This window comes from Pseudomonas orientalis, assembly GCF_002934065.1.
Classification (GTDB): Bacteria; Pseudomonadota; Gammaproteobacteria; order Pseudomonadales; family Pseudomonadaceae; genus Aquipseudomonas; species Aquipseudomonas orientalis_A.
This window is the reverse complement of record NZ_CP018049.1, coordinates 4940569-4966747: the sequence shown is the minus strand read 5'-3', so window position 1 is coordinate 4966747 and position 26179 is coordinate 4940569. Positions and strand designations below refer to the sequence as shown.

At 60.3% G+C, this 26179-nt stretch carries 21 protein-coding genes and 1 pseudogene; 16 read left to right on the top strand and 6 right to left on the bottom strand.

Annotation, left to right across the window (positions count from 1 at the left end; translation table 11 throughout):
• Positions 1 to 219 precede the first annotated feature (219 nt).
• The 6 genes and pseudogenes from BOP93_RS27935 to BOP93_RS22360 form a co-directional block, all read left to right on the top strand.
• Positions 220 to 333 (top strand): annotated as a pseudogene (locus BOP93_RS27935) (class II aldolase); the annotation flags it as partial.
• Positions 333 to 1235 carry an alpha/beta fold hydrolase gene (locus BOP93_RS22380; protein ID WP_104504696.1) on the top strand — a complete coding sequence of 301 codons (903 nt, stop codon included), beginning with the start codon at positions 333 to 335 and terminating at the stop codon, positions 1233 to 1235. The pseudogene BOP93_RS27935 and the gene BOP93_RS22380, both read left to right, overlap by 1 nt.
• 131 nt (positions 1236 to 1366) lie before the next feature.
• Positions 1367 to 2278 carry an SDR family oxidoreductase gene (locus BOP93_RS22375; RefSeq protein ID WP_104504695.1) on the top strand — a complete coding sequence of 304 codons (912 nt, stop codon included), beginning with the start codon at positions 1367 to 1369 and terminating at the stop codon, positions 2276 to 2278.
• A 483-nt stretch (positions 2279 to 2761) separates the two neighbouring features.
• Positions 2762 to 4552 carry a DUF1302 domain-containing protein gene (locus BOP93_RS22370; protein WP_104504694.1) on the top strand — a complete coding sequence of 597 codons (1791 nt, stop codon included), beginning with the start codon at positions 2762 to 2764 and terminating at the stop codon, positions 4550 to 4552.
• Positions 4553 to 4579: 27 nt separating this feature from the next.
• Positions 4580 to 5938, top strand: a complete 1359-nt coding sequence (locus BOP93_RS22365) for a DUF1329 domain-containing protein (RefSeq protein WP_104504693.1) — start codon at positions 4580 to 4582, stop codon at positions 5936 to 5938.
• A gap of 286 nt (positions 5939 to 6224) precedes the next feature.
• A complete protein-coding gene (locus BOP93_RS22360) occupies positions 6225 to 8726 on the top strand; it encodes a LuxR C-terminal-related transcriptional regulator (protein ID WP_104504692.1) in 2502 nt (833 codons plus the stop codon).
• Here the strand turns inward: BOP93_RS22360 and BOP93_RS22355 are convergent.
• On the bottom strand, positions 8723 to 9598 hold the full coding sequence (locus BOP93_RS22355) for a helix-turn-helix domain-containing protein (protein ID WP_065892845.1): 876 nt from the start codon (positions 9596 to 9598) through the stop codon (positions 8723 to 8725). The two genes, BOP93_RS22360 and BOP93_RS22355, sit on opposite strands and share 4 nt — an antisense overlap.
• Positions 9599 to 9734: 136 nt before the next feature.
• On the opposite strand from BOP93_RS22355, the gene BOP93_RS22350 reads away from it, so the two are divergent.
• Positions 9735 to 10637 (top strand): DMT family transporter, encoded by a 903-nt coding sequence (locus tag BOP93_RS22350; RefSeq protein WP_065892844.1) that lies wholly within the window; start codon positions 9735 to 9737, stop codon positions 10635 to 10637.
• A 492-nt stretch (positions 10638 to 11129) separates the two neighbouring features.
• Here the strand turns inward: BOP93_RS22350 and norR are convergent, their stop codons facing one another.
• Positions 11130 to 12674 (bottom strand): nitric oxide reductase transcriptional regulator NorR, encoded by a 1545-nt coding sequence (norR, locus tag BOP93_RS22340; RefSeq protein WP_104504691.1) that lies wholly within the window; start codon positions 12672 to 12674, stop codon positions 11130 to 11132.
• A 145-nt stretch (positions 12675 to 12819) separates the two neighbouring features.
• On the opposite strand from norR, the gene hmpA reads away from it, so the two are divergent.
• The 8 genes from hmpA to queC all read left to right on the top strand — a co-directional run bounded on the left by hmpA (position 12820) and on the right by queC (position 21170).
• On the top strand, positions 12820 to 14001 hold the full coding sequence (gene hmpA / locus BOP93_RS22335) for an NO-inducible flavohemoprotein (protein WP_104504690.1): 1182 nt from the start codon (positions 12820 to 12822) through the stop codon (positions 13999 to 14001).
• 221 nt (positions 14002 to 14222) lie between these two features.
• A complete protein-coding gene (locus BOP93_RS22330) occupies positions 14223 to 14729 on the top strand; it encodes a disulfide bond formation protein B (RefSeq protein WP_104504689.1) in 507 nt (168 codons plus the stop codon).
• A 792-nt stretch (positions 14730 to 15521) separates the two neighbouring features.
• The gene (gene cyoA, locus BOP93_RS22325; protein ID WP_065885078.1) at positions 15522 to 16463 is read left to right on the top strand and encodes a ubiquinol oxidase subunit II; all 942 of its coding nucleotides are present in this window, start codon (positions 15522 to 15524) and stop codon (positions 16461 to 16463) included.
• A 3-nt stretch (positions 16464 to 16466) separates the two neighbouring features.
• Positions 16467 to 18485: a cytochrome o ubiquinol oxidase subunit I gene (gene cyoB / locus BOP93_RS22320; protein ID WP_104504688.1), complete on the top strand. Its 2019-nt coding sequence runs from the start codon at positions 16467 to 16469 to the stop codon at positions 18483 to 18485.
• A gap of 3 nt (positions 18486 to 18488) precedes the next feature.
• Complete coding sequence (locus BOP93_RS22315; RefSeq protein WP_057723999.1) at positions 18489 to 19115, top strand: cytochrome o ubiquinol oxidase subunit III; 627 nt, start codon at positions 18489 to 18491, stop codon at positions 19113 to 19115.
• Positions 19115 to 19450 carry a cytochrome o ubiquinol oxidase subunit IV gene (gene cyoD / locus BOP93_RS22310; protein WP_003194051.1) on the top strand — a complete coding sequence of 112 codons (336 nt, stop codon included), beginning with the start codon at positions 19115 to 19117 and terminating at the stop codon, positions 19448 to 19450. Before BOP93_RS22315 ends, cyoD begins: the two co-directional genes overlap by 1 nt.
• Before the next feature lie 11 nt (positions 19451 to 19461).
• Positions 19462 to 20349, top strand: coding sequence for a heme o synthase (cyoE, locus tag BOP93_RS22305; RefSeq protein WP_003176002.1), 888 nt, complete (start codon positions 19462 to 19464; stop codon positions 20347 to 20349).
• 122 nt (positions 20350 to 20471) lie between these two features.
• On the top strand, positions 20472 to 21170 hold the full coding sequence (gene queC, locus BOP93_RS22300; RefSeq protein WP_104504687.1) for a 7-cyano-7-deazaguanine synthase QueC: 699 nt from the start codon (positions 20472 to 20474) through the stop codon (positions 21168 to 21170).
• Between the two features lie 141 nt (positions 21171 to 21311).
• Here queC and BOP93_RS22295 read toward each other — a convergent pair whose 3' ends face one another.
• Both BOP93_RS22295 and BOP93_RS22290 read right to left on the bottom strand, forming a co-directional pair.
• Entirely contained in the window at positions 21312 to 22184 is an 873-nt protein-coding gene (locus tag BOP93_RS22295) for a queuosine precursor transporter (protein ID WP_104504686.1), read from the bottom strand.
• Positions 22171 to 22773, bottom strand: a complete 603-nt coding sequence (locus tag BOP93_RS22290; RefSeq protein ID WP_104504685.1) for a helix-turn-helix transcriptional regulator — start codon at positions 22771 to 22773, stop codon at positions 22171 to 22173. Before BOP93_RS22290 ends, BOP93_RS22295 begins: the two co-directional genes overlap by 14 nt.
• Positions 22774 to 22987: 214 nt before the next feature.
• Here BOP93_RS22290 and BOP93_RS22285 point away from each other — a divergent pair, with 214 nt between their 5' ends.
• Complete coding sequence (locus BOP93_RS22285) at positions 22988 to 24082, top strand: pyridoxal phosphate-dependent aminotransferase (protein ID WP_104504684.1); 1095 nt, start codon at positions 22988 to 22990, stop codon at positions 24080 to 24082.
• A 167-nt stretch (positions 24083 to 24249) separates the two neighbouring features.
• Here BOP93_RS22285 and BOP93_RS22280 read toward each other — a convergent pair whose 3' ends face one another.
• Entirely contained in the window at positions 24250 to 24966 is a 717-nt protein-coding gene (locus tag BOP93_RS22280) for a hypothetical protein (protein WP_104504683.1), read from the bottom strand.
• Between the two features lie 117 nt (positions 24967 to 25083).
• A complete protein-coding gene (locus BOP93_RS22275) occupies positions 25084 to 26097 on the bottom strand; it encodes a diguanylate cyclase domain-containing protein (RefSeq protein ID WP_104504682.1) in 1014 nt (337 codons plus the stop codon).
• Positions 26098 to 26179 lie beyond the last annotated feature (82 nt).

The following is a 26179-nucleotide window of genomic DNA, read 5'->3' as shown; positions in this document are numbered from 1 at the left end:
GTGCGCCATCCGTGGACGCGCTGTCCGGCGCGCTTTTATTGACGGCGCTTCTCTGACACCGATTTGTACTATTCTCCTGGCTGACTCGCCCAGTCATCAAGCTGGCTGCGAAGGCAACTCCGCAAGCCAGGGCGTCTGACTAGACTGGCCCATCACTTTAAAAATAATAATAAGTGCGCCAAGGAGGTCGACATCGTGAGCCTAGTTCCGGTTTCATCGTCAAAGGCGATGGTGGCAGCTGTCACAAAAAGTGCCCAAGATATGGTCGGAGCGCTGGCCTGGCCGGCGCTGTTGCGCACATTGGATCACCAGGCCCCCGGGTATAAAAGCTGATGCCACTTGCAGAAATTCCGCTCAGCGTCTGGCGCAAGCGCGGCCAGGACTTCGTCTTTCGCGGCCAGTCCATTCGTTATTGGGTGGCCGGGCAGGGCGAGCCGCTGCTGCTGATTCATGGCTTTCCCACGGCCAGTTGGGATTGGCACTACCTGTGGCAGCCCCTGGCCCAGCACCATCTGGTGATTGCCTGCGACATGCTCGGCTTTGGCGACTCGGCCAAACCGCTGGATCACGGTTACTGCCTGCTGGAGCAGGCGGATCTGCAGCAGGCGCTGCTCGAACACCTGCAGGTGACGAAACCGGTGCACGTGTTGGCCCATGACTATGGCGACAGCGTGGCCCAGGAACTGCTGGCCCGGAATTATGAAGGCCGGTTCCAGATGGCCAGTTGTGTGTTTCTCAACGGTGGGCTGTTCCCTGAAACCCATCGCGCAACCTTGGTGCAGAAGTTATTGCTCAGTCCCCTGGGCTGGATGATTGGCCGGGCTTCTGGACGAAGCAGTCTGGCCAGCAGTTTCAACCAGATATTTGGGCCCCGCACGCGCCCCAGCGAAAGTGCCCTGGATGATTTCTGGAGCCTGATTGAACGCAACGATGGCCCGCGTATCCTGCACAAACTGATCAGCTATATCCCGCAGCGCCGTCGCCTGCGTGACCGCTGGGTGGCGGCGATGCAACGCGACGACGTGCCGTTGCGCGTCATCGACGGTGAGGTCGATCCCATTTCCGGCGCGCACATGGTGGAGCGCTACCGCCAGTTGGTGCCGCATGCCGATACGGTATCGCTGGCCGGCATCGGCCATTACCCGCAGATCGAGGCACCGGTCCAGGTGCTCAGGCATTACCAGGCGTTTCGTGAGCATATTGGCCAGCAGTCGGTGCGTGCGGCTTGTTCCTGAGCCTGGCACCTGCCCCAAGGCATCATCCCGCTGCCTTATCGAGCACCATTCAGCGTCGGGCGTATTTATTGTGACCGGAGGCGCTGTGCCCGACACTCTGGCCATAGCCATTGTCGCCAGAGGAGTTCGGTATGAGTCAGTCAGTGCAGTTGCAGGATAAGGTCGTGATCGTCACCGGTGCCGGCGGCGGATTGGGCCGGGCTCACGCGCTGCTGTTCGCCCGGCACGGGGCCAAAGTGCTGGTCAATGATCTCGGTGGTTCGACCCAGGGCGAGGGCGCCAATGCTTCGGCGGCCGACCGGGTGGTGGCCGAAATCCGCGAAGCCGGCGGCATTGCCGAAGCCAACCATGACTCCGTCACCGATGGTGACAAAATCGTGCAGAACGCGCTGGATGCCTTCGGCCGTATCGACGTGGTGGTGAACAACGCCGGTATCCTGCGCGATAAAACCTTCCAGAAAATGGACGACAGCGATTGGGACCTGGTTTACCGGGTGCATGTCGAAGGCGCCTACAAAGTCACGCGCGCCGCCTGGCCGCATCTGCGCGAGCAGGGGTATGGCCGGGTGATCTTCACCGCGTCCACCTCGGGCATCTACGGCAACTTCGGCCAGTCCAACTACGGCATGGCCAAGCTCGGCCTGTATGGCTTGACCCGCACCCTGGCGCTGGAGGGGCGCAAGAACAACATCCTGGTCAACGCGATTGCCCCCACTGGCGGCACGCGCATGACTGAGGGGCTGATCCCGCCGCAGGTATTCGAGCGCCTCAAGCCGGAACTGGTCAGCCCGTTGGTGGTGTACCTGGGCAGCGAAGCCTGCCAGGAAACCTCCGGCCTGTTCGAGGTGGGTGGCGGCTGGATCGGCAAGACCCGTTGGGAGCGCAGCCTGGGCGTGGGCTTTGATCCAGAAGCGGGCTTTTCGCCGGAAGACGTGGCGGCGCACTGGCAGCAAATCTGCGACTTCGAAGGCGCGGCGCACCCCAAGGACACTATCGAGGCCTTGAAGGAAATGATGGCCAACTTGCAGAAGTTCAGCCTCTGATCGTTACCATAAAATTAGAGAATCCTACGGGGCGTCGATGGCGCCCCGTTTTTATTCCATGCATAAAAAAGGCCGCTGCACAGGCAGCGGCCGAAGTAAGACGTTGGATCAAGGAGCGATAAATCAACGTCAGTGAACACGGGTAACAGATTGAAAATAGTCACAATCCATTGGATTCAAGCTTTTCTCCCCAACTCGGGAGCGGGCTGTTTGCCCTGAGAGCGAGGCAAGAATAATCGGTTGTAACAGAATGAGTAATAGCGGTTCAGGACAAGGACTGTTACCAAAACGACAATAATTGCCGTGCCGTCATCGATTCTTCTGATAATCCGCCATCCATCCAATCCATGACCCGTGCCCAAGCCTCAGGCGGCGGGGCTTGTCATCCTTTCGAGCGACAACACGAATACCTCCTTGGTGCGCTTATCGCTCCCCATGGGCAGCAGTAGGGTGGGGCCTTCTGTCACTCACCGGGGAAGACGCATGACAAAAACAACAATGCGCGCCATCTTCACGCCACAGGCGCTGGCCGCTGCGGTTGCCGTGGGCTGCTGTGCCCAGGCACAGGCTGTTTCGTTCAACATCGGCGAGATCGAAGGGCAATTCGATTCTTCGCTGTCGGTCGGTGCGAGCTGGGGCACGCGGGATGCCGACAGAAGCCTGGTCGGCACCGTCAATGGCGGCACGGGTCAGGCGTCCACCGGAGATGACGGGCGGCTGAACTTCAAGAAGGGCGAAACCTTCTCGAAAATCTTCAAGGGCCTGCACGACCTTGAACTCAAATACGGCGACACCGGTGTGTTCGTGCGCGGCAAGTACTGGTACGACTTCGAGCTCAAGGACGAAGACCGCGAGTTCAAGCCGATCAGCGACCACAACCGCAAGGAAGGCGCCAAATCCAGCGGTGCGCAGATCCTCGACGCGTTCGTCTACCACAACTACTCCCTGGGCGACCTGCCCGGCACCGTGCGCGCCGGCAAGCAGGTGGTCAGTTGGGGCGAAAGTACCTTCATCGGCAACTCCATCAACAGCATCAACCCGATCGACGTGTCGGCATTCCGTCGCCCGGGGGCCGAGATCAAGGAAGGCTTGATTCCGGTGAACATGCTGTTTGCCTCCCAAAGCCTGACCAATCAACTGACCGTCGAAGGCTTCTACCAGCTGGAATGGGACCAGACCGTGCTGGACAACTGCGGCACCTTCTTCGGCGGTGACGTGGCGGCGGACGGCTGCACCAATAACTACACCGTAGGCAGCCCGGCGATCCGACCGTTGCAACCGGTGGCGGCTGCCTTTGGCCAAGGGTTTGGCGTCACCAATGAAGGCGTGATCGTGCGGCGTGCCGGTGACCGCGATGCGCGCGACTCCGGCCAGTTCGGCGCCGCCCTGCGCTGGCTGGGCGATGACACTGAATATGGCTTGTATTTCATGAACTACCACAGCCGCACACCGACCGTCGGTACCCTGACGGCCAACACCAACCTGGCCACTCTCGGGCGCATTATTAACACCGCCAACGCCATTGCGCCGGGTTCCGGCGCCGGTTTGGCTCAAAGCACGATGCTCGGTCGTGGCCAGTACTACCTCGATTACCCCGAAGACATCCGTCTGTTCGGTGCCAGCTTTTCCACCACGCTGCCCACCGGCACGGCGTGGACCGGCGAAATCAGCTACCGCCCCAACGCGCCGGTGCAACTGAATACCACCGACCTGACCCTGGCCTTGATCAACCCGATCGCCGGCCAACTGGCCTCACCCATCCGCAGCAATTTCGGCGATGACAACAAAGGCTACCGCCGCAAGGAAATCACCCAGATCCAAAGCACCATGACCCAGTTCTTCGACCAGGTGCTGGGCGCCGAGCGCCTGACCCTGGTGGGCGAAGCGGCCGTGGTGCATGTCGCCGGCCTGGAAGACAAAACCAGACTGCGTTATGGCCGCGACTCGGTGTACGGCGCCTATGGGTTCCAGGGTGACACCGACGGTTTCGTCACCTCCACCTCCTGGGGCTACCGCGCACGGGCAATCCTTGATTACAACAACGCGATTGCTGGGGTGAACCTCAAGCCCAACCTGTCCTGGTCCCATGACGTCGCCGGCTACGGCCCCAACGGGATTTTCAACAAAGGCGCCAAGGCCATCAGCGTCGGCGTGGACGCGGACTACCGCAGCACCTACACCGCCAGCCTCAGCTACACCGACTTCTTTGGCGGCGACTACAACACCCTGACCGACCGCGACTTCCTCGCCCTCAGCTTCGGCGTGAACTTCTGATTTGGCTTAAAAGAAGGACAAGAACTTATGCGTAAGACAATTGCAGTGCTGGCCCTGAGTCTATTGGCCGCCCACGTAATGGCAGCGGTATCGCCGGAAGAAGCCGCCAAGCTTGGCACCACACTTACCCCGGTCGGCGCCGAAAAAGCCGGCAACGCCGATGGCTCGATCCCGGCCTGGACCGGCGGCATCCCGAAAAACGCCGGCGCGGTGGACAGCAAGGGCTTTCTCGCCGACCCGTTCGCCGCTGAAAAGCCGCTGTTCGTGATCACCGCCGCCACCGTCGACAAGTACAAGGACAAGCTTTCAGACGGCCAGGTGGCGATGTTCAAGCGCTACCCCGAGACCTACAAGATCCCGGTGTACCCGAGCCACCGTACGGTCAACCTGCCGGCCGATGTCTACGAGTCGATCAAGCGCAGCGCCCTCAACGTCAAGGCGATCAACGACGGCAACGGTCTGGAAAATTTCACCGGTAACCGTTACTACGCGTTCCCGATCCCGAAAAATGGCGTGGAGGTGCTGTGGAACCACATCACCCGCTACCACGGCGGCAACCTGCGCCGCATCATCACCCAGGCCACGCCCCAGACCAACGGCAGCTACACGCCGATCCGCTTCGAAGAAGAAGTCGCGGTGCCCCAGGCCATCCCCGATATCGACCCGGCCAAGGCGGCCAACGTGCTGAGTTACTTCAAGCAATCGGTCACCGCGCCGGCGCGGCTGGCCGGCAATGTGCTGCTGGTGCACGAAACCCTCGACCAGGTGAAAGAACCGCGCCTCGCCTGGATCTACAACGCCGGCCAGCGCCGTGTAAGGCGCGCGCCGCAGGTGTCGTATGACGGGCCGGGCACCGCCTCCGACGGCCTGCGCACCACGGATAACTTCGACATGTTCTCCGGCGCGCCCGACCGCTATGACTGGAAACTGGTGGGCAAGAAGGAGCTGTACATCCCTTACAACAGCTACAAGCTCGACTCGCCCACCCTCAAGTACGACGACATCATCAAGGCCGGGCATATCAACCAGGACCTGACCCGCTATGAGCTGCATCGCGTCTGGGAAGTGGTCGGCACCGTCAAGCCGAGCGAGCGGCACATCTACGCCAAGCGCCACATGTACATCGACGAGGACAGCTGGCAGGTCGCCCTGGTGGACCACTACGACGGTCGCGGCCAACTGTGGCGCGTCGCCGAAGGCCACGCACAGTTCTATTACGACCACCAGGTGCCGGCCTACACCGTGGAAACCCTCTACGACCTGATTGCCGGACGCTACCTCGCGCTGGGCATGAAAAACGAGGAGAAGAGCAGCTTCGTGTTCGGCTTCGCGGCCAAGGCGGCGGATTACACCCCGGCGGCGCTCAGGTCTGAAGGCGTGCGCTGATCCTCGACTCAAATGCAATCAATCTGTGGGGGGAGCAAGCCCTAATTAAGCGCAGATCCCCTGTGGGGGGGGGCGGTGCGACTATTCGACTTGCCCCCGATAGCGGTGCGTCAACCAACATCAATGTTTGCTGGGCCGACGTCTTCGGGGGCAAGCCCCCTCCCACATTGGTCTGCATACACATCGGGTTTTGTGCATGGCCCTTAATCACCCTGCTGAATACTTCTTCAACAACCGCCCACCGCAGGACTAGGGTTGCATCACAATAAAAAAGCAGGATGCAGCAATGACCGCCCTGACACGCTGCCTGGACCGTCCCGGATTTATGCCCCGGCTGTCCGCCCACCATGTGCTGCGCCCGCGCCTGGCCGCAGCGTTGCTCGCGGCGTCGGCGCGTGTGAAGTTGTTGTGCGCGCCGGCTGGCAGCGGCAAGAGCGCGCTGCTCGCCGAATGTGCACTGCAGGCGCCGTCCGGCTGCCAGGTGTACTGGTTGGCACTCAATGGTGGCGTGGCGTGCCCTGATGATTTTTCCCGGCGCCTGGCCCACAGCCTTGGGTTGCCCTACACCGATGAAGCCACGTTATTGCTGGATCTGGGGCGCTGGCAACCCACGGCGTGGGTGTGCCTGGATGATTTCTGCCGCCTGCCCGCGCCCGAGCTGGACGCCTTGCTGGACCGGTTGCTCGCCAGCAGCAGCCCGGCGCTGACCTGGTGGCTGGGCGCGCGACGCCGACCATTGTGCAATTGGCCACGGCTGTTGCTTGATGATGAATTGCTGGAGTGCGGCAGCGCTGAACTGGCCTTCAATGCTACGGAAATCCAGGCATTGCTCGGGCCTGGGCAGACTGTCGAGAGTGTCATGCAATTCAGCGCAGGCTGGTGTGCCGGAGCGCGCATCGCGTTACTCAATGACGGCCACGCCGATAAAACCTTGCTCGATTATCTGCAACACGAAGTGTTCAACAGCTTGCCGGCGGAGTTGGCCGAAGCCTGGCGGGTGCTCGCCAACCTGCCGCGCTTCAACACGGGCCTGTGTGAACATCTGTTCGGCTTTGGTGACGGTGCTCAGTACCTGCGCGAGCTGCAAGCGCTCGGTGCGTTTATCCAGCCCTGGGAAGGCAGCACCGATTGGCTGCAGATATTTGCACCCCTGGCGCGCCTGCTGCGCGAAGAGCCTTGGCCGGCCAAGCGCGCCTGGCACCGGCGCGCCTGCCAGTGGTTCAGTGCCGAGCAGGACTGGCAGGCCGCCTTCGAGCAGGCGCTGCTGGCGCAGGAATACGAGGCGGCGGTGAGCCTGTTGCAGCACTTCAGTTTCGAAGACTTGTTTCGCGGGCAAAATGCCGTGTTGCTGTTGCGCCTGCATGAGCAGCATGGTGATGAATTGATGCTCGGCTCGGCGCAATTGGTCGGGCTGGTCACGGCGGCACTGCTGTTTGCCGGGCGCTTCGAGCAGGCGGCGGTGTGCATCGACCAGTTGGCTCGATTCGCGCCGCGACCCACGGCGACGGCGCAGCGTCACCTGGTGGCGCGCTGGCAGGCGCAGGCCGGCTGGCTGCTGCACCTGAGCGGCGATGCCGAAGGTTCCCGCGCGCATTTCCTCGATGCGCTGCAAGCCTTGCCCGAGAGTGCCTGGACATCGCGCCTGATGTGCCTGTCGGGCCTGACACAGCAAGCCCTGCTGCGCGGTGAGCTGGATGTCGCCCAGACCTTCAATCGCGAAGCGCTGTGCCTGGCCCGCGCCCACGGTTCGCTGGTGTTGGAGGCCTTGCTGGAGCTGGATCACGCCCAGTTGCTGGAACAGCGCGGCGCGCCTTACCGGGCGCACAGCCTGCTGGAAGGTGTGCAAGCGATGCTGGTCGAGCAGCGCTTGCAGGCGGGGCCACTGATGGGGCGTATCGCCCTGCGACGCGGGCATCTGGCGTTGCGTCAAGGGCAGGACGCCCTGGCGGGCGAATGTTTCGAGGTCGGTATGAACATCTGCCTGCACAGCCAGGACAAGCGGGTGCTCTACGGATTTCTCGGGCTGGCGCTGCTGGCGGCCAATCGCGGTGATTACGCCCAGGCGTTTATCCAGCTGCGCGATGCCGAGCGGCTGATGCAGCAGCGCCACGTCCCCGTGCTGGTGTACCGCGCGGTGCTGTTGTTGGTCAGCGGGCATTTCTGGTTGCAGCAGGGGCGCGCGGAATTGACGGTGGAAGCGATGCGCCGCGTGCTGCGCCACTTTCATGGGCCCTGCGCCAAGCAGGCGCCGCCGGCCACACTGGAATTGATCCCGCGTCTTGAGTACCTGCTGGTGCTGGCCGAGGTCAGGCTGGGCTGCGCCGAACAGCCGCTTGAGCGTCTCGGCGCCTTGCTCGACAGCACCCGGCAACGCGGCATGCTGTGCCTGGAAACCGAGCTGCAGTTGGTGCTGGGCGAGGTGGCCTGGCGCCTCGGAGAGCCGACCCGGGCGCGACTGGCGCTGCAAGCCGGCCTGGCATTGGCCGCGCGTTGCCAGGTGCAGCAGGCGGTGCGCGAGTTGCGTCTACGTGCCCCGGGATTATTGAGTGAGTTGGGGCTCGAACCGCAAGCGTCGCCCGTCGGCGTCACGCAAAACCCGCTGAGCCAGCGCGAACTGGAAGTGTTGCAGTTGATCGCCCTGGGCAACTCCAATCTGCAAATTGCCGACCGCCTGTATATCTCCCTGCACACGGTCAAGACCCATGCGCGGCGTATCCACAGCAAACTCGGGGTGGAGCGACGCACGCAGGCGGTGGCCAAGGCCAAGACGCTGGGCTTGATGGGCTAGGCGCGAAAGGCCTGGCGATAGTCCCCGGGCGCCGCCCCCATGGCTTGGCGAAAGCGCTGGTTGAAATGACTGGCGCTGGAGAAACCGCACATCAAGGCGATCTCCCCCACGGCCAGGGCGCTGCCGCGCAGCAGGCTCTTCGCACGTGCCAGCCGGCGCGCCAGCAAATACTGGTGGGGCGGCAGGCCGAAGCTTTGGCGGAACATGCGCGCGAAGTGATACTCCGACAGCGCGCACAGGCCCGCCAGTTGGCCGAGGCTGATGGCGTCCTGCAGGTGCTGGTCGATGTACTCCACCAACCGCCGCCGCTGGTGCGCGGCCAGCCCACCTTTTACCCGCAGGCCGTCACGGGCGCCGACCTGGCTGAGCAGGGTGTGACTGAGCATTTCGTGGGCCAGGCTGCTGGTCAGCAGGCGCTCGCCGGGCTCGTGCCAGTTGAGGGCAATCAACTGGTGAAAGCATCCGGACAGGCGGGCGTCTTCGAGGAAGGTGCCTTCGCGCAATTGCAGCTCGCGGGGTTCGCGGTCAAGCAGGGTGACGCAGCCGAGGGCAAATTGTTCGGGGCTGAAATACACATGGGCCAGGCGAATCTGACCATTGATCACCCATGCCGATTGATGCTCGGCCGGCAGGATGCACAGTTTGTCCGGACCGCCCTTGACGCCCGGCTGATCACGGCGAAAAGTGCCGGTGCCGCCGCCGATGTAGCACGACAACGTGTGATGGCTGGGCGCCTGGTAATCCTGGGAATCGTGGTGGTTGCTCCACAATGCTGCGGACAAACCGTCACCGAGCTCGGCGCAGGCTTGCAGGCGTGCGTTGGGCGAGCGGTTAAGGGCTTGAAAGACTTGCAGGGATTCCAGTGCTGGCATGCTGTGTTCTCCGACGTTTTGCATCCTACCGCGCCGTCATGGCGCTGTGAGCCCCGTGTCTTACAAAAGCGCAAGAATGTGCAAGAGAACCGCACGCGGTAAAAGCGACACTGTGGCTCACTTACCGGAGCCCGCTATGAACCTTTCCCTGTATCTACTCACGGTGCTGATCTGGGGCACCACCTGGATCGCGCTCAAATGGCAGTTGGGCGTGGTGGCGATTCCCGTATCGATCGTTTATCGCTTTGGCCTGGCGGCGCTGGTGCTGTTCGTGCTGTTGCTGCTCAGTCGCCGGCTGCAGGTGATGAACCGGCGCGGGCACCTGATTTGCCTGGCGCAGGGCCTGTGCCTGTTTTGCGTCAATTTCATGTGTTTTCTCACCGCCAGCCAGTGGATCCCCAGCGGGCTGGTGGCGGTGGTGTTTTCCACGGCGACCTTGTGGAACGCGCTGAATGCCCGGGTGTTTTTCGGTCAGCGGGTCGCACGCAATGTGTTGATGGGCGGCGCGCTTGGGTTGCTGGGCCTGGGCTTTTTGTTCTGGCCGGAGGTGGCCGGGCATACCGCCAGCCCGCAGACCTTGCTCGGCCTGGGCCTGGCCTTGCTGGGCACGATGTGCTTTTCGGCGGGCAATATGCTCTCCAGCTTGCAGCAGAAAGCCGGGCTCAAGCCGTTGACCACCAATGCCTGGGGCATGGCCTATGGTGCGGCGATGCTGGCGGCCTATTGCGCAGTGCGTGGTATTCCGTTCGAGATGGACTGGAGTGCGCGGTATATCGGTGCGCTGTGGTACCTGGTGATCCCGGGTTCGGTGATTGGCTTTACCGCCTACCTGACGCTGGTGGGGCGCATGGGGCCGGAGCGGGCGGCCTATTGCACGGTGTTGTTCCCGGTGGTGGCGCTGAATGTATCGGCATTTGCCGAGGGCTATCAGTGGACCGCCCCGGCGCTGGCGGGGTTGGTGCTGGTGATGCTGGGCAATGTGCTGGTGTTTCGTAAACCCAAGCCGGTGACCCCGATTTTGCATGCGAAACAGGTCTGATGTGGGAGGGGGCAAGCCCCCGTAGCGATAGGTATCTACACAATTTTGGTGCGACACCGCACCTGTGGGAGGGGGCTTGCCCCCGATGGCGGCCTCAGAGCCGACCAGGATGTTGGATTGGACCGAGTACATATCCATTTCTGCGGTAACGGCTGCTATGGGTTCCGCTTTTACAGCGGCTCACTTTTGAAAAGCGCAAAAGTAAGCAAAACGCTCCTGCCCCACCACTCGGCACCTCGCCTAGGCTCGGTGTGCCCTCTCTCCGGCTTGAATCCGTGGGCCGCCGCAATGGGCCATCCATGGCCCAGTGCGGCTAACCCGGCGTCCTGCCGGGTTACCCACGAATTCAAGCCTGCGTTCGGCCAGCGTGGTTTAACGGGGCGCCTGAGATCAAAAGCAGATCAAGATCAAGGTCAAGAGCGGCTCGCTTCGCATCGTGGTTACGGTTGGGCGCTACAGAGTTGTGTAGCAAGCCCTCTCCCACATTTCGGGTTATTTCAGGCCCAGCCGCCTGGCCATGCGGCCGAGGTTGGCACGGTCCAGGCCCAGTTCGCGGGCGGCGGCGGCCCAGTTGTGTTGATGGCGTTCCAGGCAGGCGCTGATGACCTGGCGCTGGAAGTGTTCGGTGGCCTGGCGCAGGTCGCCAGTGACGTCGGGGGCGCTGGCGAGCGGTGCGTCGAGGGTCGCTGCGCTGACATCCGGCAGGTCGAGGTCTGAAGCGCTCAGGCTGAGAATCTTCGGCCGCTCGCGGCAGTGGCCCAGGGCTTTGAGCGCGCTGCGTCCGATCAAGTGCTCCAACTCGCGCACATTGCCCGGCCAGTCGTAGGCCAGCAGCGCCGCCTGGGCATCGCTGGTCAGGCGCAGGCTGCCCAGGCCCATGCGTGAGCGGTTCTGCTCCAGAAAGAACCCGGCCAGCAACAGTACGTCGCGCCCGCGTTCACGCAGCGCAGGCACTTTCAGTGGGTAGACGCTCAGGCGGTGGTAGAAGTCGGCGCGGTAGCGGCCATTGCGGACTTCTTCCGCCAGGTCACGATTGGTGGCGGCAATCAGGCGCACATTCACCTGATGCTCCTTGTCCGAACCCAGGCGCTGCAACTGGCCGCTTTGCAGCACCCGCAGCAGCTTGGCCTGCACCGTCAGCGACAGCTCGCCCACTTCATCCAGGAACAGCGTGCCACCATTGGCCAGTTCGAATTTGCCCCGGCGTTCATTCAGCGCACCGGTGAAGGCGCCGCGCACATGGCCGAACAGCTCGCTCTCCACCAGGGTCTCGGGCAGCGCGGCGCAGTTGAGGCTGATCAGGGGTTTGTCGGCACGCGCCGACGCGGCGTGGATCGCCTGGGCCACCAGCTCCTTGCCGACCCCGGTCTCACCGGTGATCAGCACGGTCAGGTCACTGCCGCCCACCAGTTTGATTTCCTCCACCAGGTGCTTGTGCGCCTTGCTCTGGCCGATCATTTCCTTGTGCTGCTGGCCGCTGGCCTGACGGTAGATCTCGGCACGCTGGTGCTCGTCTTCGGCGCGCAACGCCAGGCGTTCAATGCGCTCGGCGACGTTGACGGTGGCGGCGGCAAGGCTGGCAAAGGCTTGCAGGGCGTCGAGTTCGACCCGTTCAAAGCGCTCGGTGTCGAGGGCGTCCAGGGTCAGCAGGCCCCAGGGCCGGTCGTCGATAAACAGCGGGCAGCCCATGCAGTCGTGGACTTCCAGGTGCCCGTGCAGGCCGTCCACCAGGCCGTCGTAAGGGTCGGGCAACGGGCTGTCGCTGTCGAAGCGGGTAGGGCCGGGGCTGCTCAGCAACACCTCGAAACGCGGGTGCTCGCTGACTTTGAAACGTCGGCCCAGGGTATCGGCACTCAATCCATCCACGGCCAGCGGCACCAGCCACTCGCCATCCAGGCGCAGCAACGCGGCGGCATCGCACGGCAGCAGGGCGCGCATGGCGTGCAACAGGCGTCGGTAGCGCTCGCCTTCGGGCAGTTCCCGGGACAGGTCGGCAACCAGCGGCAGCAGGGTGGTGAGCAGCGGCTTTGCAGTCATAATGACTCCTTGTAGTCCTTATGACTATAAGTTGTACGAAGTCATACTGACTACATAATATTTAAGTTATTGAAAAGTAAAACTTTATCGATTGGCATGATTAGTGAGTACACAAAGGCATTAGTGAAAAGACCAGGAGTCTCCCATGCTGAGTGCCCAAGATCGTGCCATCGTCAAATCCACCGTGCCCCTGCTGGAAAGCGGCGGCGAAGCGCTGATCACCCATTTCTACCGCATGATGCTGTCCGAATACCCTGAAGTTCGCCCACTGTTCAATCAGGCTCACCAGGCCAGCGGCGACCAGCCCCGTGCCCTGGCCAATGGCGTGTTGATGTACGCGCGGCATATCGACCAGTTGGACCAGTTGGGCGACCTGGTGGCCAGAATCATCAACAAGCACGTGGCCTTGCAGATCCTGCCGGAACACTACCCGATCGTCGGTGCGTGCCTGCTGCGGGCTATTTCCGAGGTGCTGGGCAGCGAGATAGCCACCCCTGAAGTAATGAGCGCGTGGGGCGCGGCGTATGGCCAGTTGGCGGACATCCTGATCGGCGCCGAAGCGGCTATCTACGACGAGAAAGCCCAGGCCCCCGGTGGCTGGCGCGGTGCGCGGCCGTTCGTGCTGGTCAAGCGTGTGGAGGAGAGCGCCGAGATCATCTCGTTCTACTTTTCCCCGGCGGACAACGGCCCGATCCTCAACGCTGCCCCCGGTCAATACATCGGCATGAAGCTGGTGCTCGATGGCGAGGAAGTGCGTCGTAACTATTCCCTGTCGGCCTTGAGCGATGCCGGGGTGTACCGCATCAGCGTCAAGCGCGAAGCCGGCGGGCGGGTGTCCAATTACCTGCATGACCAACTGCACGTCGGCGCAACTGTTGACCTGTTCCCCCCAGCGGGCGAGTTCACCCTGGCCGCCAGCGACAAGCCGCTGGTGCTGATCAGCGGCGGGGTAGGCATTACGCCAACCCTGCCGATGCTCGAAGCGGCCCTGGCCACCCAGCGCCCGGTGCATTTTATCCACTGCGCGCGTAACGGCGGCGTGCATGCGTTCCGTGACTGGGTGGATACGCTGGCGGCCAGGCACCCGCAGCTCAAGCGTTTCTATTGCTATGCCGAGGACGACGGCGTGAGCCCGGCGGCGGACACGGTCGGCCTGCTGAGCCAGGAGCAACTGGCGGCCTGGCTGCCCGAGCAGCGCGATATTGATGCGTACTTCCTGGGGCCCAAGGGTTTCATGGCGGCGATCAAGCGGCATCTGAAGGCGTTGGGCGTACCGCACAAGCAGGTGCGCTATGAGTTCTTCGGCCCCGCTGCGGCGTTGGAATAATCCCTCAGCAGCCATGCTGTCCAATGTGGGAGGGGGCTTGCCCCCGATAGCGGTGGGTCAGTCAGCTTGTCTTTCGCTGACACATCGCATCGGGGGCAAGCCCCCTCCCACATTGGATTCTTCATTTTTCCTGATTAATCCGTTGTTAACCCCTCTCTGTTTTAACGGGTGCCTGTGTGTAAACTTGTTGCCATCAGGCAAACAGACAAAGGAAACCGGAGATGAGTGACGAAATGCGTTTGGGCAGGGAGCGGCGCTTTCTGGTGTTGCTGGGCATCATCTGCCTGGCGCTGATCGGCGGCGCGCTGTACATGCAAGTGGTGTTGGGCGAAGCGCCGTGCCCACTGTGCATCCTGCAACGCTACGCCTTGCTGCTGATCGCGTTCTTTGCGTTCATCGGGGCCGCGATGCGTACCAAAGGGGCCGTTACGTTCTTTGAGGGCCTGGTGGTGCTCAGCGCCGTGGGCGGTGTGGCGGCTGCCGGTCACCATGTGTACACCCAGTTCTTCCCTCAGGTCAGTTGCGGCATCGATGTGCTGCAGCCGATCGTTGATGACCTGCCCCTGGCCAAAGTGTTTCCCCTGGGCTTCCAGGTCGACGGCTTCTGCAGCACGCCTTATCCGCCGATCCTCGGCCTGTCCCTGGCGCAATGGGCGCTGGTCGCCTTCGTGCTGACCGTGATCCTGGTGCCCCTGTGCATCTATCGTAATCGCCACCCCAAAGCCTGAATCCGCGCCACGAAACGCCCCGGTCTCCTTGAGTGAAGGCCGGGGCGTTTTGGTTCGCAGGGATTTGTGAAAGCGCCGTGACGAGCGGCAACAAAAGCGCTGCGCAGCGTGCGACATGTTGTCACACGGAGGCTGTCGCAGGCGGTTCGAAACCGGCCGAACTGGCCTCTGGATTTGCATCCGGTGCGCAAACTGTGCTGTCAGTTCGTGGTTTGAAAGACACCGCCATGTGCGTGGAGTCCGAGCACCGGACGGGTCTGCAAATGCCTTGTTTTATGGGGACTTTACTGCGTTTACCATACCCTTACGGTGCGTAAGGGGAGTGGCAATCTGCCCAATGACAACGCAGTTTTTGTGGTTTTTGTTGAGAATTGAACGCGATAACATCACGAACCGTTGCAGGAATGGTGAAGGATTATTGCTGTAATCGATAAAAATTATTTCTGTATCAGACATGGTTTATACATCGCTAGCTAACTACAATCGCCCGCACTGAATGTCCGGTGCTGTTCAATATTTGAGCATTGGGGCGGTCGAGGAGCAGATGGAAGGCTCTGTGCGATCCCAGGTTCCGGCAGCCTTTCAACTATTCCGCACCAAATGGAATTGGTCTGTAACAAGGCCTTTAGCCACGAAATCGAATAAGAACTCACCGCAGGTCCGTGAAACGTACACCTATGACGTAGCGGGCTGGCTCTTATTCAATCGAAGAGAAATGCCAACCCTTGGCAGGGTGAAGTGTTGGCGATCAAAACCCAACTGCATTGCGCAAGCTGCTTTAGAGGTCGTGAGATGAGTAAAAACAGGTACCCCCGATTACTAGGCTTTTTGCCGCTGCTTGGCATGATGTTAATGCTGGGAGGCTGCAAGTGGACCTTGCTCGACCCAAAAGGACAGGTCGGTCTGGATGAACGAAACCTGATCATCACCGCCACCCTGCTGATGCTGCTGGTCGTGGTCCCTGTGATTATCATGACCTTCGCCTTCGCCTGGAAATACCGCGCGTCCAACACCAGCGCCACCTACGCGCCGAAGTGGTCGCACTCCACCAAGATCGAAATCGCGGTGTGGCTGGTCCCGATCCTCATCATCATTGCCCTGGGTTATGTGACCTACAAGTCCACCCACGCACTGGACCCGTACCGTCCGCTGGAATCGGACGTCAAGCCGATCAACATCGAAGTGGTCGCGCTGGACTGGAAGTGGCTGTTCATCTACCCGGACCTGGGTATCGCCACTGTGAACCAGATCCGGTTCCCGGAACACACTCCGCTGAACTTCAAGATCACCTCCGACGCCGTGATGAACTCGTTCTTCATCCCAGCCCTGGGCGGCCAGATCTACGCGATGGCAGGCATGCAGACCAAGCTGCACCTGATCGCCAACCAGAAAGCTGAAATGGAAGGCATCTCCGCCAACTACAGCGGCGCTGGCTTCACCGGCATGAAATTCAAAGCGATCTCGACGAGCCAGGAAGAATTTGACGCCTGGGTAGCCGAAGTCAAGGCCGCACCTAAACAGCTTGATCAAGCTGAGTACGACGCCCTGACCAAACCAAGCCAGAACAACCCTGTCGCGCTGTACTCCGCGTTTGAACCGAACCTGTTTCAGAAAATCGTCGACAAGTACGAAGGTATGAAGCCAGGCAAGCCGGTCAAGCACGAGAAGAAAGAAGTGGCCGTGGTTGAAGGTTCTGACACAGGCGCGCATTCAACTGCTGGGGCAGAGGAGTAAACGATGTTTGGTAAATTAAGTTGGGACGCGGTCCCATTCCACGAGCCGATCGTGATGGTGACCATCGCCATGATCGCGCTGGGTGGTCTGGCACTGTTTGCGGGTATCACGTACTTCAAGAAGTGGACCTACCTGTGGACCGAGTGGCTGACCTCGGTCGACCACAAGAAAATCGGTGTCATGTACGTCATCGTGGCCATGGTCATGCTGCTGCGTGGTTTTGCCGACGCCATCATGATGCGTACCCAGTTGGCCATGGCCACCGAGGGTTCGCCTGGCTACCTGCCACCTGAACACTATGACCAGATCTTCACCGCCCACGGTGTGATCATGATCATCTTCATGGCGATGCCTTTCTTCACCGGCCTGATGAACCTTGCCTTGCCGCTGCAGATCGGTGCGCGTGACGTTGCCTACCCGTTCCTGAACTCCCTGAGCTTCTGGCTGCTGGTTTCGGGCGTGGTGCTGATCAACGTGTCCCTGGGCGTCGGCGAATTCGCCAAGACCGGTTGGGTTGCGTATCCGCCATTGTCGGGGCTGCAATACAGTCCGGGCGTGGGTGTGGACTACTACATCTGGGCGCTGCAGTTATCAGGACTCGGGACGACATTGACGGGGGTCAACTTCCTGGCCACCGTCCTGAAGATGCGCGCCCCTGGCATGAAACTGATGGACATGCCGATCTTCACCTGGACCTGCACCTGGGCAAACGTGCTGATCGTGGCTTCGTTCCCGATCCTGGCCGCTACCATGGCGCTGCTGTCGCTTGACCGTTACCTGGATTTCCACATTTTCACCAATGAACTTGGTGGCAATCCAATGATGTACGTGAACCTGTTCTGGGCATGGGGTCACCCTGAGGTGTACATCCTGATCCTGCCGGCGTTCGGTATCTTCTCCGAAGTGATCTCGACCTTTACCGGCAAGCGCCTGTTCGGTCACCACTCGATGGTCTATGCATCGGGCGCCATTTCGGTACTGGGCTTCATGGTGTGGCTGCACCACTTCTTCACCATGGGTTCGGGGGCCAGCGTCAACGCCTTCTTCGGCCTGGCGACGATGCTGATTTCCATCCCGACGGGGGTGAAGCTGTTCAACTGGCTGTTCACCATCTACCACGGTCGTCTGCGCATGACCAGCCAGGTCCTGTGGACCCTGGGCTTCATGGTGACCTTCGCCATCGGCGGCATGACCGGCGTACTGCTGGCCATCCCGGGTGCTGACTTCGTCCTGCACAACAGCCTGTTCGTGATCGCTCACTTCCACAACGTGATCATCGGCGGCGCGGTATTCGGCTACATCGCAGGTTTCAGCTTCTACTTCCCGAAAGCGTTCGGCTTCAAGCTGCACGAAGGCTGGGGCAAGGCTGCATTCTGGTTCTGGATCTCGGGCTTCTTCGTCGCGTTCATGCCGCTCTATGCACTGGGCTTCATGGGCATGACCCGTCGTCTGAACGCCACCACCAACCCTGAGTGGGTGCCGTACCTGTACGTCGCCATGTTCGGTGCGGTGATGATCGCTGTGGGCATTGCCTGCCAGCTGATCCAGCTGTACGTGAGCGTCCGTGACCGTAAGCAGAACGCCTGCGAGTCCGGCGACCCATGGAACGGCCACACCCTGGAATGGTCGACCTCGTCGCCACCACCGTTCTACAACTTCGCCGTGATCCCTACCGCGAACACCATTGATGCGTTCACCGAAGCCAAGGAAGACGGTACTGCGTACCAGAAACCTGCGCACTACGAGCCGATCCACATGCCAAACAACACCGCCACTGGCGTGGTGATGGGTGCGCTGTTGACCGTGTTCGGTTTCGCGATGATCTGGCACATCTGGTGGCTGGCAATCGTGGGCCTGGTAGGCACCATCGGTTACTTCATCATTCACGCTGCCCGTGATGATCAAGGCTACATGGTGCCGGTCGAAACGATCGAACGCATCGAAGCCGAGCAGCACGCTCGCCTGGTAGCCGAGAAGAAGATTCCGGCCAACCGTGTAGAAACCTCGTTGGAACAGGCTTAAACCATGTCGAACTTAGTGACCAATGCTGGACACGCCCATGTCGATGACCATGGGCACGATGACCATCACCACGACTCGGGGCCAATAACCGTCTTCGGTTTCTGGCTCTACCTGATGACCGACTGCATCTTGTTTGCGTCGATCTTCGCGGTGTACGCGGTACTGGTAAACAACGTAGCGGGTGGCCCGTCGGGCCACGACATCTTCGAATTGCCTTACGTGCTCGGCGAAACCGCCTTGCTGTTGTTCAGTTCGATCACCTACGGCTTCGCCATGTTGGCCTTCTACAAGGGCAACAAGAAAGGCGTACTGAGCTGGTTGGCACTGACCTTCCTGTTCGGCCTGGGCTTTATCGGCATGGAGATCAACGAGTTCCACCTGCTGATCTCCGAAGGCTACGGCCCGCACCGTTCCGGTTTCCTGTCGGCGTTCTTCACGCTGGTCGGCACCCACGGTCTGCACGTATCCGCCGGCCTGCTGTGGATGGCGGTGATGATGTATCAGGTCAATAAGCACGGCCTGACCAACACCAACAAGACCCGCCTGAGCTGCCTGAGCCTGTTCTGGCACTTCCTGGACGTGGTCTGGATCTGCGTATTCACCGTCGTTTACTTGATGGGGACTCTGTAATGGCTAATGCACACTCCCATGACAGCCACGATTCAAGCCACGGCAGCGTAAAGTCTTACGCCATCGGCTTCATCCTGTCGGTCATCCTGACCCTGATCCCGTTCGGCCTGGTGATGTACCCAACCCTGCCGAAGTCGATCACCTTGATGATCGTCCTGGCGTTCGCGGTAATTCAGGTCCTGGTTCACCTGGTGTACTTCCTGCACCTGGATCGTTCCAAAGAGCAGCGCGAGAACGTGATTGCGTTCGTGTTTGCAGGCCTGGTGATCGTTCTGCTGGTTGGTCTGTCGCTGTGGATCATGTTCAGCATCCACACCTACATGATGGCGAAGTGAGGTAAGACCCGATGTCGCTTAAGCACTTTATCCAAATCACCAAACCGGGGATCATTTTCGGTAACGTGCTTTCTGTGGCGGGCGGTTTCTTCCTGGCCTCCAAGGGACATGTCGATCTGGCCATCTTCCTGGCGGCAATGATCGGCACCTCCCTGGTGGTAGCTTCCGGATGCGTGTTCAACAACTGCATCGACCGTGACATCGACATCAAGATGGAGCGCACCAAGAATCGCGTGCTGGTCCAGGGCCTTATCTCCCTGAAACTGGCACTGATCTTCGCGACCGTCCTGGGTGTTGCGGGCGTGGTGTTGTTGTACAAGGTGGCCAACCCGCTGGCGGCGCTGTTTGCCGTGATCGGCTTTGTCATCTACGTCGGCCTCTACAGCCTCTACCTCAAGCGCAAGTCGGTACACGGCACGCTGGTGGGGAGTCTGTCGGGGGCGATGCCGCCGGTGATTGGTTATGTGGCTGTAACCAATAGCTTCGACATGGCCGCGCTGGTGCTGCTGGTGATGTTCAGCCTGTGGCAGATGCCGCATTCCTACGCCATCGCGATTTTCCGCTTCAATGACTACCTGGCTGCCTCGATTCCGGTTCTGCCGGTCAAGCGTGGCATCCAGGTGGCCAAGAAACACATCCTGCTCTACATCCTGGCCTTCCTCGTGGCGACCTTGATGTTGACCTTCAGTGGCTATGCCGGCATGAGCTACCTCGCCGTCGCCGCGGCCATGGGCATGTACTGGTTGTACATGGCCTGGACCGGCTACAAGGCGGTGGATGACACCGTCTGGGCGCGCAAGCTGTTCGTGTTCTCGATCTTCACCATCACCGCGCTCAGCGTGATGATGTCCCTGGATTTCCAGGTGCCGAAAGAGCTGTTGCTGACTTACGCGCACTGAGTGGTCCGAGCAATAAAGGCCCCGCCTTCGCAAGAAGCGCGGGGTTTTTTATGGTATGCCCTTTATGATCGCGAGCAAGCTCGCTCCTATACCCAAATTCTTCGAATGCAGGAAGCAAAGCAATGAGTAAAAAAGCCGTTATGGTTTTCAGTGGCGGGCAGGACTCGACCACCTGCCTGATCCAGGCATTGAAGCAGTATGACGAACTGCACTGCATCACCTTCGATTATGGCCAGCGCCATGTGGCGGAGATCGAAGTGGCTCGCACGTTGGCCAAGCAGTTGGGCGCTACCGTGCACAAGGTGATGGATGTGTCCCTGCTCAATGAGCTGGCGATCAGCAGCCTCACCCGTGACAACATCCCCGTGCCCACCGTGAACAGCTCAGGCGAAAGCCTGCCGAGCACCTTCGTGCCGGGGCGTAACATCCTGTTCCTGACCCTGGCCGCGATCTACGCCTATCAAGTCAAGGCCGAGACCGTGATCACCGGCGTATGCGAAACCGACTTCTCGGGTTACCCGGATTGCCGCGACGCGTTCGTGAAAGCGCTGAACCAGGCCCTCAAGCTGGGCATGGAATACGACGTACGCCTCGATACCCCGCTGATGTGGCTGAACAAGGCCGAGACCTGGGCCCTGGCCGATTACCACGAGCAACTTGAGCTGGTCCGCGAGCAGACGCTGACCTGCTACAACGGCGTGATTGGCACAGGCTGCGGCAACTGCGATGCGTGCAACCTGCGCGCCCGAGGCTTGGAGGAGTATCTGCAGAATAAAGCGGATGTGATGCAGAGCCTCAAGCACAAGTTGCAGCTGAAGTAACTCGATCAAGAGCCAGGTGAGGTCCAAATGTGGGAGGGGGCTTGCCCCCGATGAGGGAGTGTCAGCAAATGCATTTTTGACTGACACACCGCTATCGGGGGCAAGCCCCCTCCCACAGGGATAGCGGTGAACCAGTGAGTTTCATGCACTGGTCAGATAGCGCTTGAACAACGACCGCGCCCCATACGCCGGCAGGATATTGAAGAACGCAAAGCCGACTTTGATCGCGATCTGCACATAGATCATGCTCAGGATGTCACTGGTCTGCATCACGCCATAGAAGGCGATAAAGCAGAACAGGAAGCTGTCGATAATGACCGCAAAGAACGTACTGAGGAAAATCCGCAGGTACAGGTACCTGGAGTTGGTCAGTTCCTTGATTTTGCACAGCAGATAAGAGTTGATGTTCTCCGACACCAGGAACGACACCGACGAGGCGATCAGCACCGACGAGACTTGCAGGATCACGTCGGTGTACGGTCCATCGAGTTTCCAGCCCGGCAGCCCCGGCAGGAAGGTCGAGCCGTAGAGCAGGATGATGATCATCGCGTTACTGGCAAACGCAAACAGGATCGCTCGGCGTGCCAGGCGCAGCCCGAAGTTTTCGTTCAGCAGGTCCACGATCAGAAAGGTCAGGGGATACAGGAACGTGCCCGGCGTCACGATGATGCCCATCGACTCCAGGTAGATCGGTTTGGTCGCGGCGATACTGGTGAAGATATAAAACGTGAACAGCAGCAGATTCAGGATGATGTAGATCATCCATGAGTTTTCATTGCGGTCGTTCATGTCGTAGGCCGTAAGTGCACCGCCTTGTGAATAGAACTTCTTGTAGAGGTTCCTGATTTCCATCCGGTTGAAGTTGTCCATCATTTCGCTGTTGAGCACTTCACTGAGCTTGATCTTGATGACCTTGCCGGTGTCGATCACCATGATCACCGCCAGGCGCTTGTCATTTTCAAAGCCCAGCAGCTTGTATTTGCTGTTTTCAGCCGGTGCTTCAAGCATGCTCATTGAAACGCTCCTCGAAGATATCGCCGATGACACACAGGCGATCCGAGTTCGCGCAGGGTTCGAGGGTAATGAAGAGTTTTTTGGTGGTGCGGTCGTACACCAGCTTTTCCTTGTCGTCGCTGCAGGCGCCTTTTTGCACGATCAGCAGATCGCCTGGCTCATTGAGACCGGCAATGGCGTGTTCCAGCAGTACGCCAATCAAGTTGCAGGACATGCCGAAGTAGTAAGTCAGCGGGAACAGCGTGGACAGTTCACCGATACGCTTACCCAGGTGCTGTATAACCTGGCTTTCCTTGAGCACCGGCACCGCCGCCGGGTTCATGTTGCCCAGGGGGGAAACATTGCTCTCGATGATTTCCTTGGCTTCAAAATTGATCGTCTCGATTTCTTCGTAGGAGACGCCGAAGAAGTCGGAGATTTTCCGGATGGTCGAATGCTGTACGTTGGCGACCTTGCCTTCCAGGATGTTGTAGATGGTGGTCCTGGTCAGGCCGGCGGCGCTGCTTAACGAAAGCTGGGTCTCGCCGCGACTTTTGATCAAGTACCTGATGTTGCTCTTCAGGTGCTCGGTTTTTTCCCGTCTGTGCATCAAATGCTCACCACTTCCATTTAGTCATAATCGTCCATTCTTTTTTGCGAAACCGTGGATTTAGAGCCTGGCACGCGGCTTTTCAGCGTCGCGATCGCGAGTGTTACATGCGTGCCGCTCAACAATAAAGCGCTAAATCGGGCCGCGTTTTCCTCGTCATACTTCTCTGTACGACCCGTACGAATCCCTCGTCCGTCTACAAGGAGTAGTTGCCATGGTCAGCGTCAGTCGTCGATCTCTTCTCGCCTTGGGCGCGGCCTTGCCCGTGCTGGGGCACCTGGACTGGGCCTTCGCAAACCCTGCGCCAGCGACCGCTGACAAAGTATTGCTCAACTACAACGAAAGCCCCTACGGGCCGTCGACGGCGGCGCTTGAGGCAATGCAGCGGGGCAGTGCGGCAGCGGGGCGGTATCCCTACCGACACATGTATGCATTGGCTGCGTTGTTCGCCCAGCAGCAAGGCATTAGCGAAGAGAACGTGGGAGTGTTTGCTGGCTCAATGGCCGCGCTGCGCTATGCCGTGCTGGCATTCACCCGCCCAACCCGTGGCTTGGTGATGGCCACGCCATCCTACGAAGTGCCGCGCCAGGCGGCCGAATCGAACCAGGCGCCGGTGCGCGAAGTCAGCCTCGATGCCGGGCATGCCCATGATGTACCGGCCATGCTCGCGGCGGACTCTCAGGCTGGCATGCTGTACCTGTGCAACCCCAACAACCCGACCGGCACCCTGACGCCCACCGAGGCCATCCATCAGGCGCTGGCGAACAAACCCAAAGGCAGCGTGCTGGTGGTGGACGAAGCCTATATCGACTTCTGCGATGCCCCCAGTTGCGTGACCTGGACCAGGGACCACGACGACCTGCTGGTGCTGCGCACCTTCTCGAAAATCTACGGCATGGCCGGTGCGCGCCTGGGCCTGGCAATCGGCCACCCGGCATTGCTGGAGCAACTGGCGGTGTTCGGCGGCGACAATGTGCCGGCCGGTGCCAGCCTGCTGGGCGCCCACGCCAGCCTGGAAGACGTCAAGCTGCTGGGCCAGCGCAAGGCCCTCAATGCCGGCTTGCGTGACGAGACTATCGCTTGGCTGAACGAGCGAGGGTTCAGGTGCACGGCGTCGCAGAGCAACTGCTTCATGATCGACGTCAAGCAACCTGCGGAGCCGGTGATCGAGCGGCTGGCTGCGCAGAATGTGCTGGTGGGGCGGGTATGGAGCAACTGGCCGCAATGGGTGAGGGTAACGGTGGGTAACCGGCAGGAGATGGAGCGGTTTCGCCAGGTGTTTGCCACGCAGATCATGGGTGTCGGCTGAACCGCATACAAAAGGTGGGAACGGAGCAAGCCTTAATGCCAGTCAGATAAGCGAACGAAATGCCCAAGGCAGCGAAGATCAAATGTGGGAGGGGCGGTGCGCTAACTGACCTGCATCAGGACTTGCCCCGTCCCCAACTTCAGTCCTGCTGTGTGACCGGCAATGGATTATTGCTGGACGATGCTGTAGCCATCAAAGGCTGTCTGCTGTTGCAGTGCCGCAATCACGTTCTTGCGGCTCAGCGGCTGCTCAGTGCCGGCGTTATCGACAAAGCTTTCCACCTCCGGCTCGGCTTCATCGCCCTCACCGACAAAATTGAACCCCAGGAATTCGAATGCTTCACGGTCGACGTTGAGTTTGGAGCGTGGCGTACGCAGTGGCAGGGTGACGCTGGCGCCATCCTTGCTGATCACAAACACCTCGGCTTCTTTCTTGGCACGCGCGGCCTTGCCCTTGCCGGCGCTCGGGTTGCTGATGGCTTGGTGCGACTGGTTCAGCACTTTGAGGGCCAAGCCGTAGACCAGCTCCTTAAACTCGGGATCGTCCTTGAAGCTGGACAGGATGCGACTGATGGAGAACTTGCTGCTCAAGTCTTCCAGGGCGGCGTTATCGGCCGCTTCGGCGTCCTTCAATTGCTTGAGCCGGCCCATCAGCTCGTACGCCTTGTCATCGTCAAAGGCGTCATGGGCCTGACGGATGGCCAGGCGCAATTCGCGGATCTGGTCGCTTTCCTTGGAGGTGTGAAACGCGTCCAGCACCATTTCGCTGATGATCTTGGCCGCTGGCACATGCTGTGAAAGATTGATGGCGTTCTCGTACTCGGCTTGGGCGTGCAAGGCGGTTACGGAGGCTTCGGCGGAATCAGCGGTGTACGAATCGGACATTGAAATTTCACTACTTCAGTAAACGGGGAGAGACAAAAAAGCGTCGCGCATTTTCAGGGGGCAGGGGAGTCAGGTCAAGGCAACTCATCGAAGGTGAGCCCGCTCAGGTCGTCGGTTTTATTCCGACACGCCATTCTTCCCCGCCGCCTTGGACCGATACAGCGCCTGATCGGCGCGGGTCATCAGGGTTGCCGGTGACTCACCGAGCTGGCGTTCCACCACGCCCAGGCTCAGGGTTATCCTGGCGCCACCCACGGCGGGCATTTCCTGGATTTTATGACGCACCCGTTCGGCCAGTTCCCTGGCCGTCTCCAGCGTACTGTTGGGCAAGACCAGCATGAATTCATCACCGCCCCAGCGCGCCAGCACGTCATCTGCACGCACGCACGCTTCCAGGCCTTCAACCACCCGTATCAACGTCTGATCGCCTACGCCATGGCCATATCGGTCATTGATCGGCTTGAAGTCATCGATATCCATGGCCACCAGCGCCAGTGGCAAGCGAAAGCGTTCGGCGCGGCTGCACTGTTCGAGCAATACGTTTTCCAGGCGATAACGGTTGGCGATGCGGGTCAAGGCGTCCCGTTCGGCCAGGGAGCGGTTTTCGTCCAATTGCAGTTGCAGTTGCTGATTGACGCGCGACAACTCAAGGGTGCGCTCGACCACCAGTGCTTCAAGAGACTGGTTACGCTTTTGCAGGCGTTCCATGGAGCATTTGCGAGTGTGGATGTCGCGGTGCGCACCCACCATGCGCGCGACCGAGTTGTCTGGATTACGCGCGATGACGTAGCCACGGTCTTCGATCCAGAGGTAGCTGCCATCGTATTTTCGACAGCGGTATTCGGCCCGGTATTGGGGCGAGCGTTGGCAGATATAGTCGTCAAATCCGGCCATCACCCGGGGGTAATCCTCAGGATGGATCAGGTTCTCCCAGGTGAATACGCTGTTTTCCAGGGAGTGGCGCGAGTAACCCAGCATTTCGTACCAACCGGGATTGCGGTAGACGAAACCGGTATTGGCATTCCAGTCCCAGATACCGTCGCTGACCAATTCCATGATGGCATGCAACAGGTCGGCGCTGAGGTCGGAAAAGTCATTGCGCGGTATTTCACTGCCGGTTGTATCGTCCATTTACGCGCTTCCTGCGTGAACTGGCTCCCGAGGCCAGCTGTGGTTGACGCCGATACTCCGTGGCTGGCGCTACTGTACAACG

Excerpts from the sequence above, each read along its gene's own strand:
- BOP93_RS22365 (WP_104504693.1), top strand. The coding sequence starts at position 4,580 with ATGCGTAAGACAATTGCAGTGCTGGCCCTGAGTCTATTGGCCGCCCAC.
- BOP93_RS22370 (WP_104504694.1), top strand. The coding sequence starts at position 2,762 with ATGACAAAAACAACAATGCGCGCCATCTTCACGCCACAGGCGCTGGCC.
- cyoA (WP_065885078.1), top strand. The coding sequence starts at position 15,522 with ATGAGTAAAAACAGGTACCCCCGATTACTAGGCTTTTTGCCGCTGCTT.
- BOP93_RS22355 (WP_065892845.1), bottom strand. The coding sequence starts at position 9,598 with ATGCCAGCACTGGAATCCCTGCAAGTCTTTCAAGCCCTTAACCGCTCG.
- BOP93_RS22315 (WP_057723999.1), top strand. The coding sequence starts at position 18,489 with ATGTCGAACTTAGTGACCAATGCTGGACACGCCCATGTCGATGACCAT.
- BOP93_RS22285 (WP_104504684.1), top strand. The coding sequence starts at position 22,988 with ATGGTCAGCGTCAGTCGTCGATCTCTTCTCGCCTTGGGCGCGGCCTTG.
- cyoE (WP_003176002.1), top strand. The coding sequence starts at position 19,462 with ATGTCGCTTAAGCACTTTATCCAAATCACCAAACCGGGGATCATTTTC.
- BOP93_RS22360 (WP_104504692.1), top strand. The coding sequence starts at position 6,225 with ATGACCGCCCTGACACGCTGCCTGGACCGTCCCGGATTTATGCCCCGG.
- cyoB (WP_104504688.1), top strand. The coding sequence starts at position 16,467 with ATGTTTGGTAAATTAAGTTGGGACGCGGTCCCATTCCACGAGCCGATC.
- BOP93_RS22330 (WP_104504689.1), top strand. The coding sequence starts at position 14,223 with ATGAGTGACGAAATGCGTTTGGGCAGGGAGCGGCGCTTTCTGGTGTTG.
- BOP93_RS22350 (WP_065892844.1), top strand. The coding sequence starts at position 9,735 with ATGAACCTTTCCCTGTATCTACTCACGGTGCTGATCTGGGGCACCACC.
- BOP93_RS22290 (WP_104504685.1), bottom strand. The coding sequence starts at position 22,773 with ATGCACAGACGGGAAAAAACCGAGCACCTGAAGAGCAACATCAGGTAC.
- BOP93_RS22380 (WP_104504696.1), top strand. The coding sequence starts at position 333 with ATGCCACTTGCAGAAATTCCGCTCAGCGTCTGGCGCAAGCGCGGCCAG.
- BOP93_RS22275 (WP_104504682.1), bottom strand. The coding sequence starts at position 26,097 with ATGGACGATACAACCGGCAGTGAAATACCGCGCAATGACTTTTCCGAC.
- cyoD (WP_003194051.1), top strand. The coding sequence starts at position 19,115 with ATGGCTAATGCACACTCCCATGACAGCCACGATTCAAGCCACGGCAGC.
- BOP93_RS22295 (WP_104504686.1), bottom strand. The coding sequence starts at position 22,184 with ATGAGCATGCTTGAAGCACCGGCTGAAAACAGCAAATACAAGCTGCTG.
- hmpA (WP_104504690.1), top strand. The coding sequence starts at position 12,820 with ATGCTGAGTGCCCAAGATCGTGCCATCGTCAAATCCACCGTGCCCCTG.
- queC (WP_104504687.1), top strand. The coding sequence starts at position 20,472 with ATGAGTAAAAAAGCCGTTATGGTTTTCAGTGGCGGGCAGGACTCGACC.
- BOP93_RS22375 (WP_104504695.1), top strand. The coding sequence starts at position 1,367 with ATGAGTCAGTCAGTGCAGTTGCAGGATAAGGTCGTGATCGTCACCGGT.
- BOP93_RS22280 (WP_104504683.1), bottom strand. The coding sequence starts at position 24,966 with ATGTCCGATTCGTACACCGCTGATTCCGCCGAAGCCTCCGTAACCGCC.
- norR (WP_104504691.1), bottom strand. The coding sequence starts at position 12,674 with ATGACTGCAAAGCCGCTGCTCACCACCCTGCTGCCGCTGGTTGCCGAC.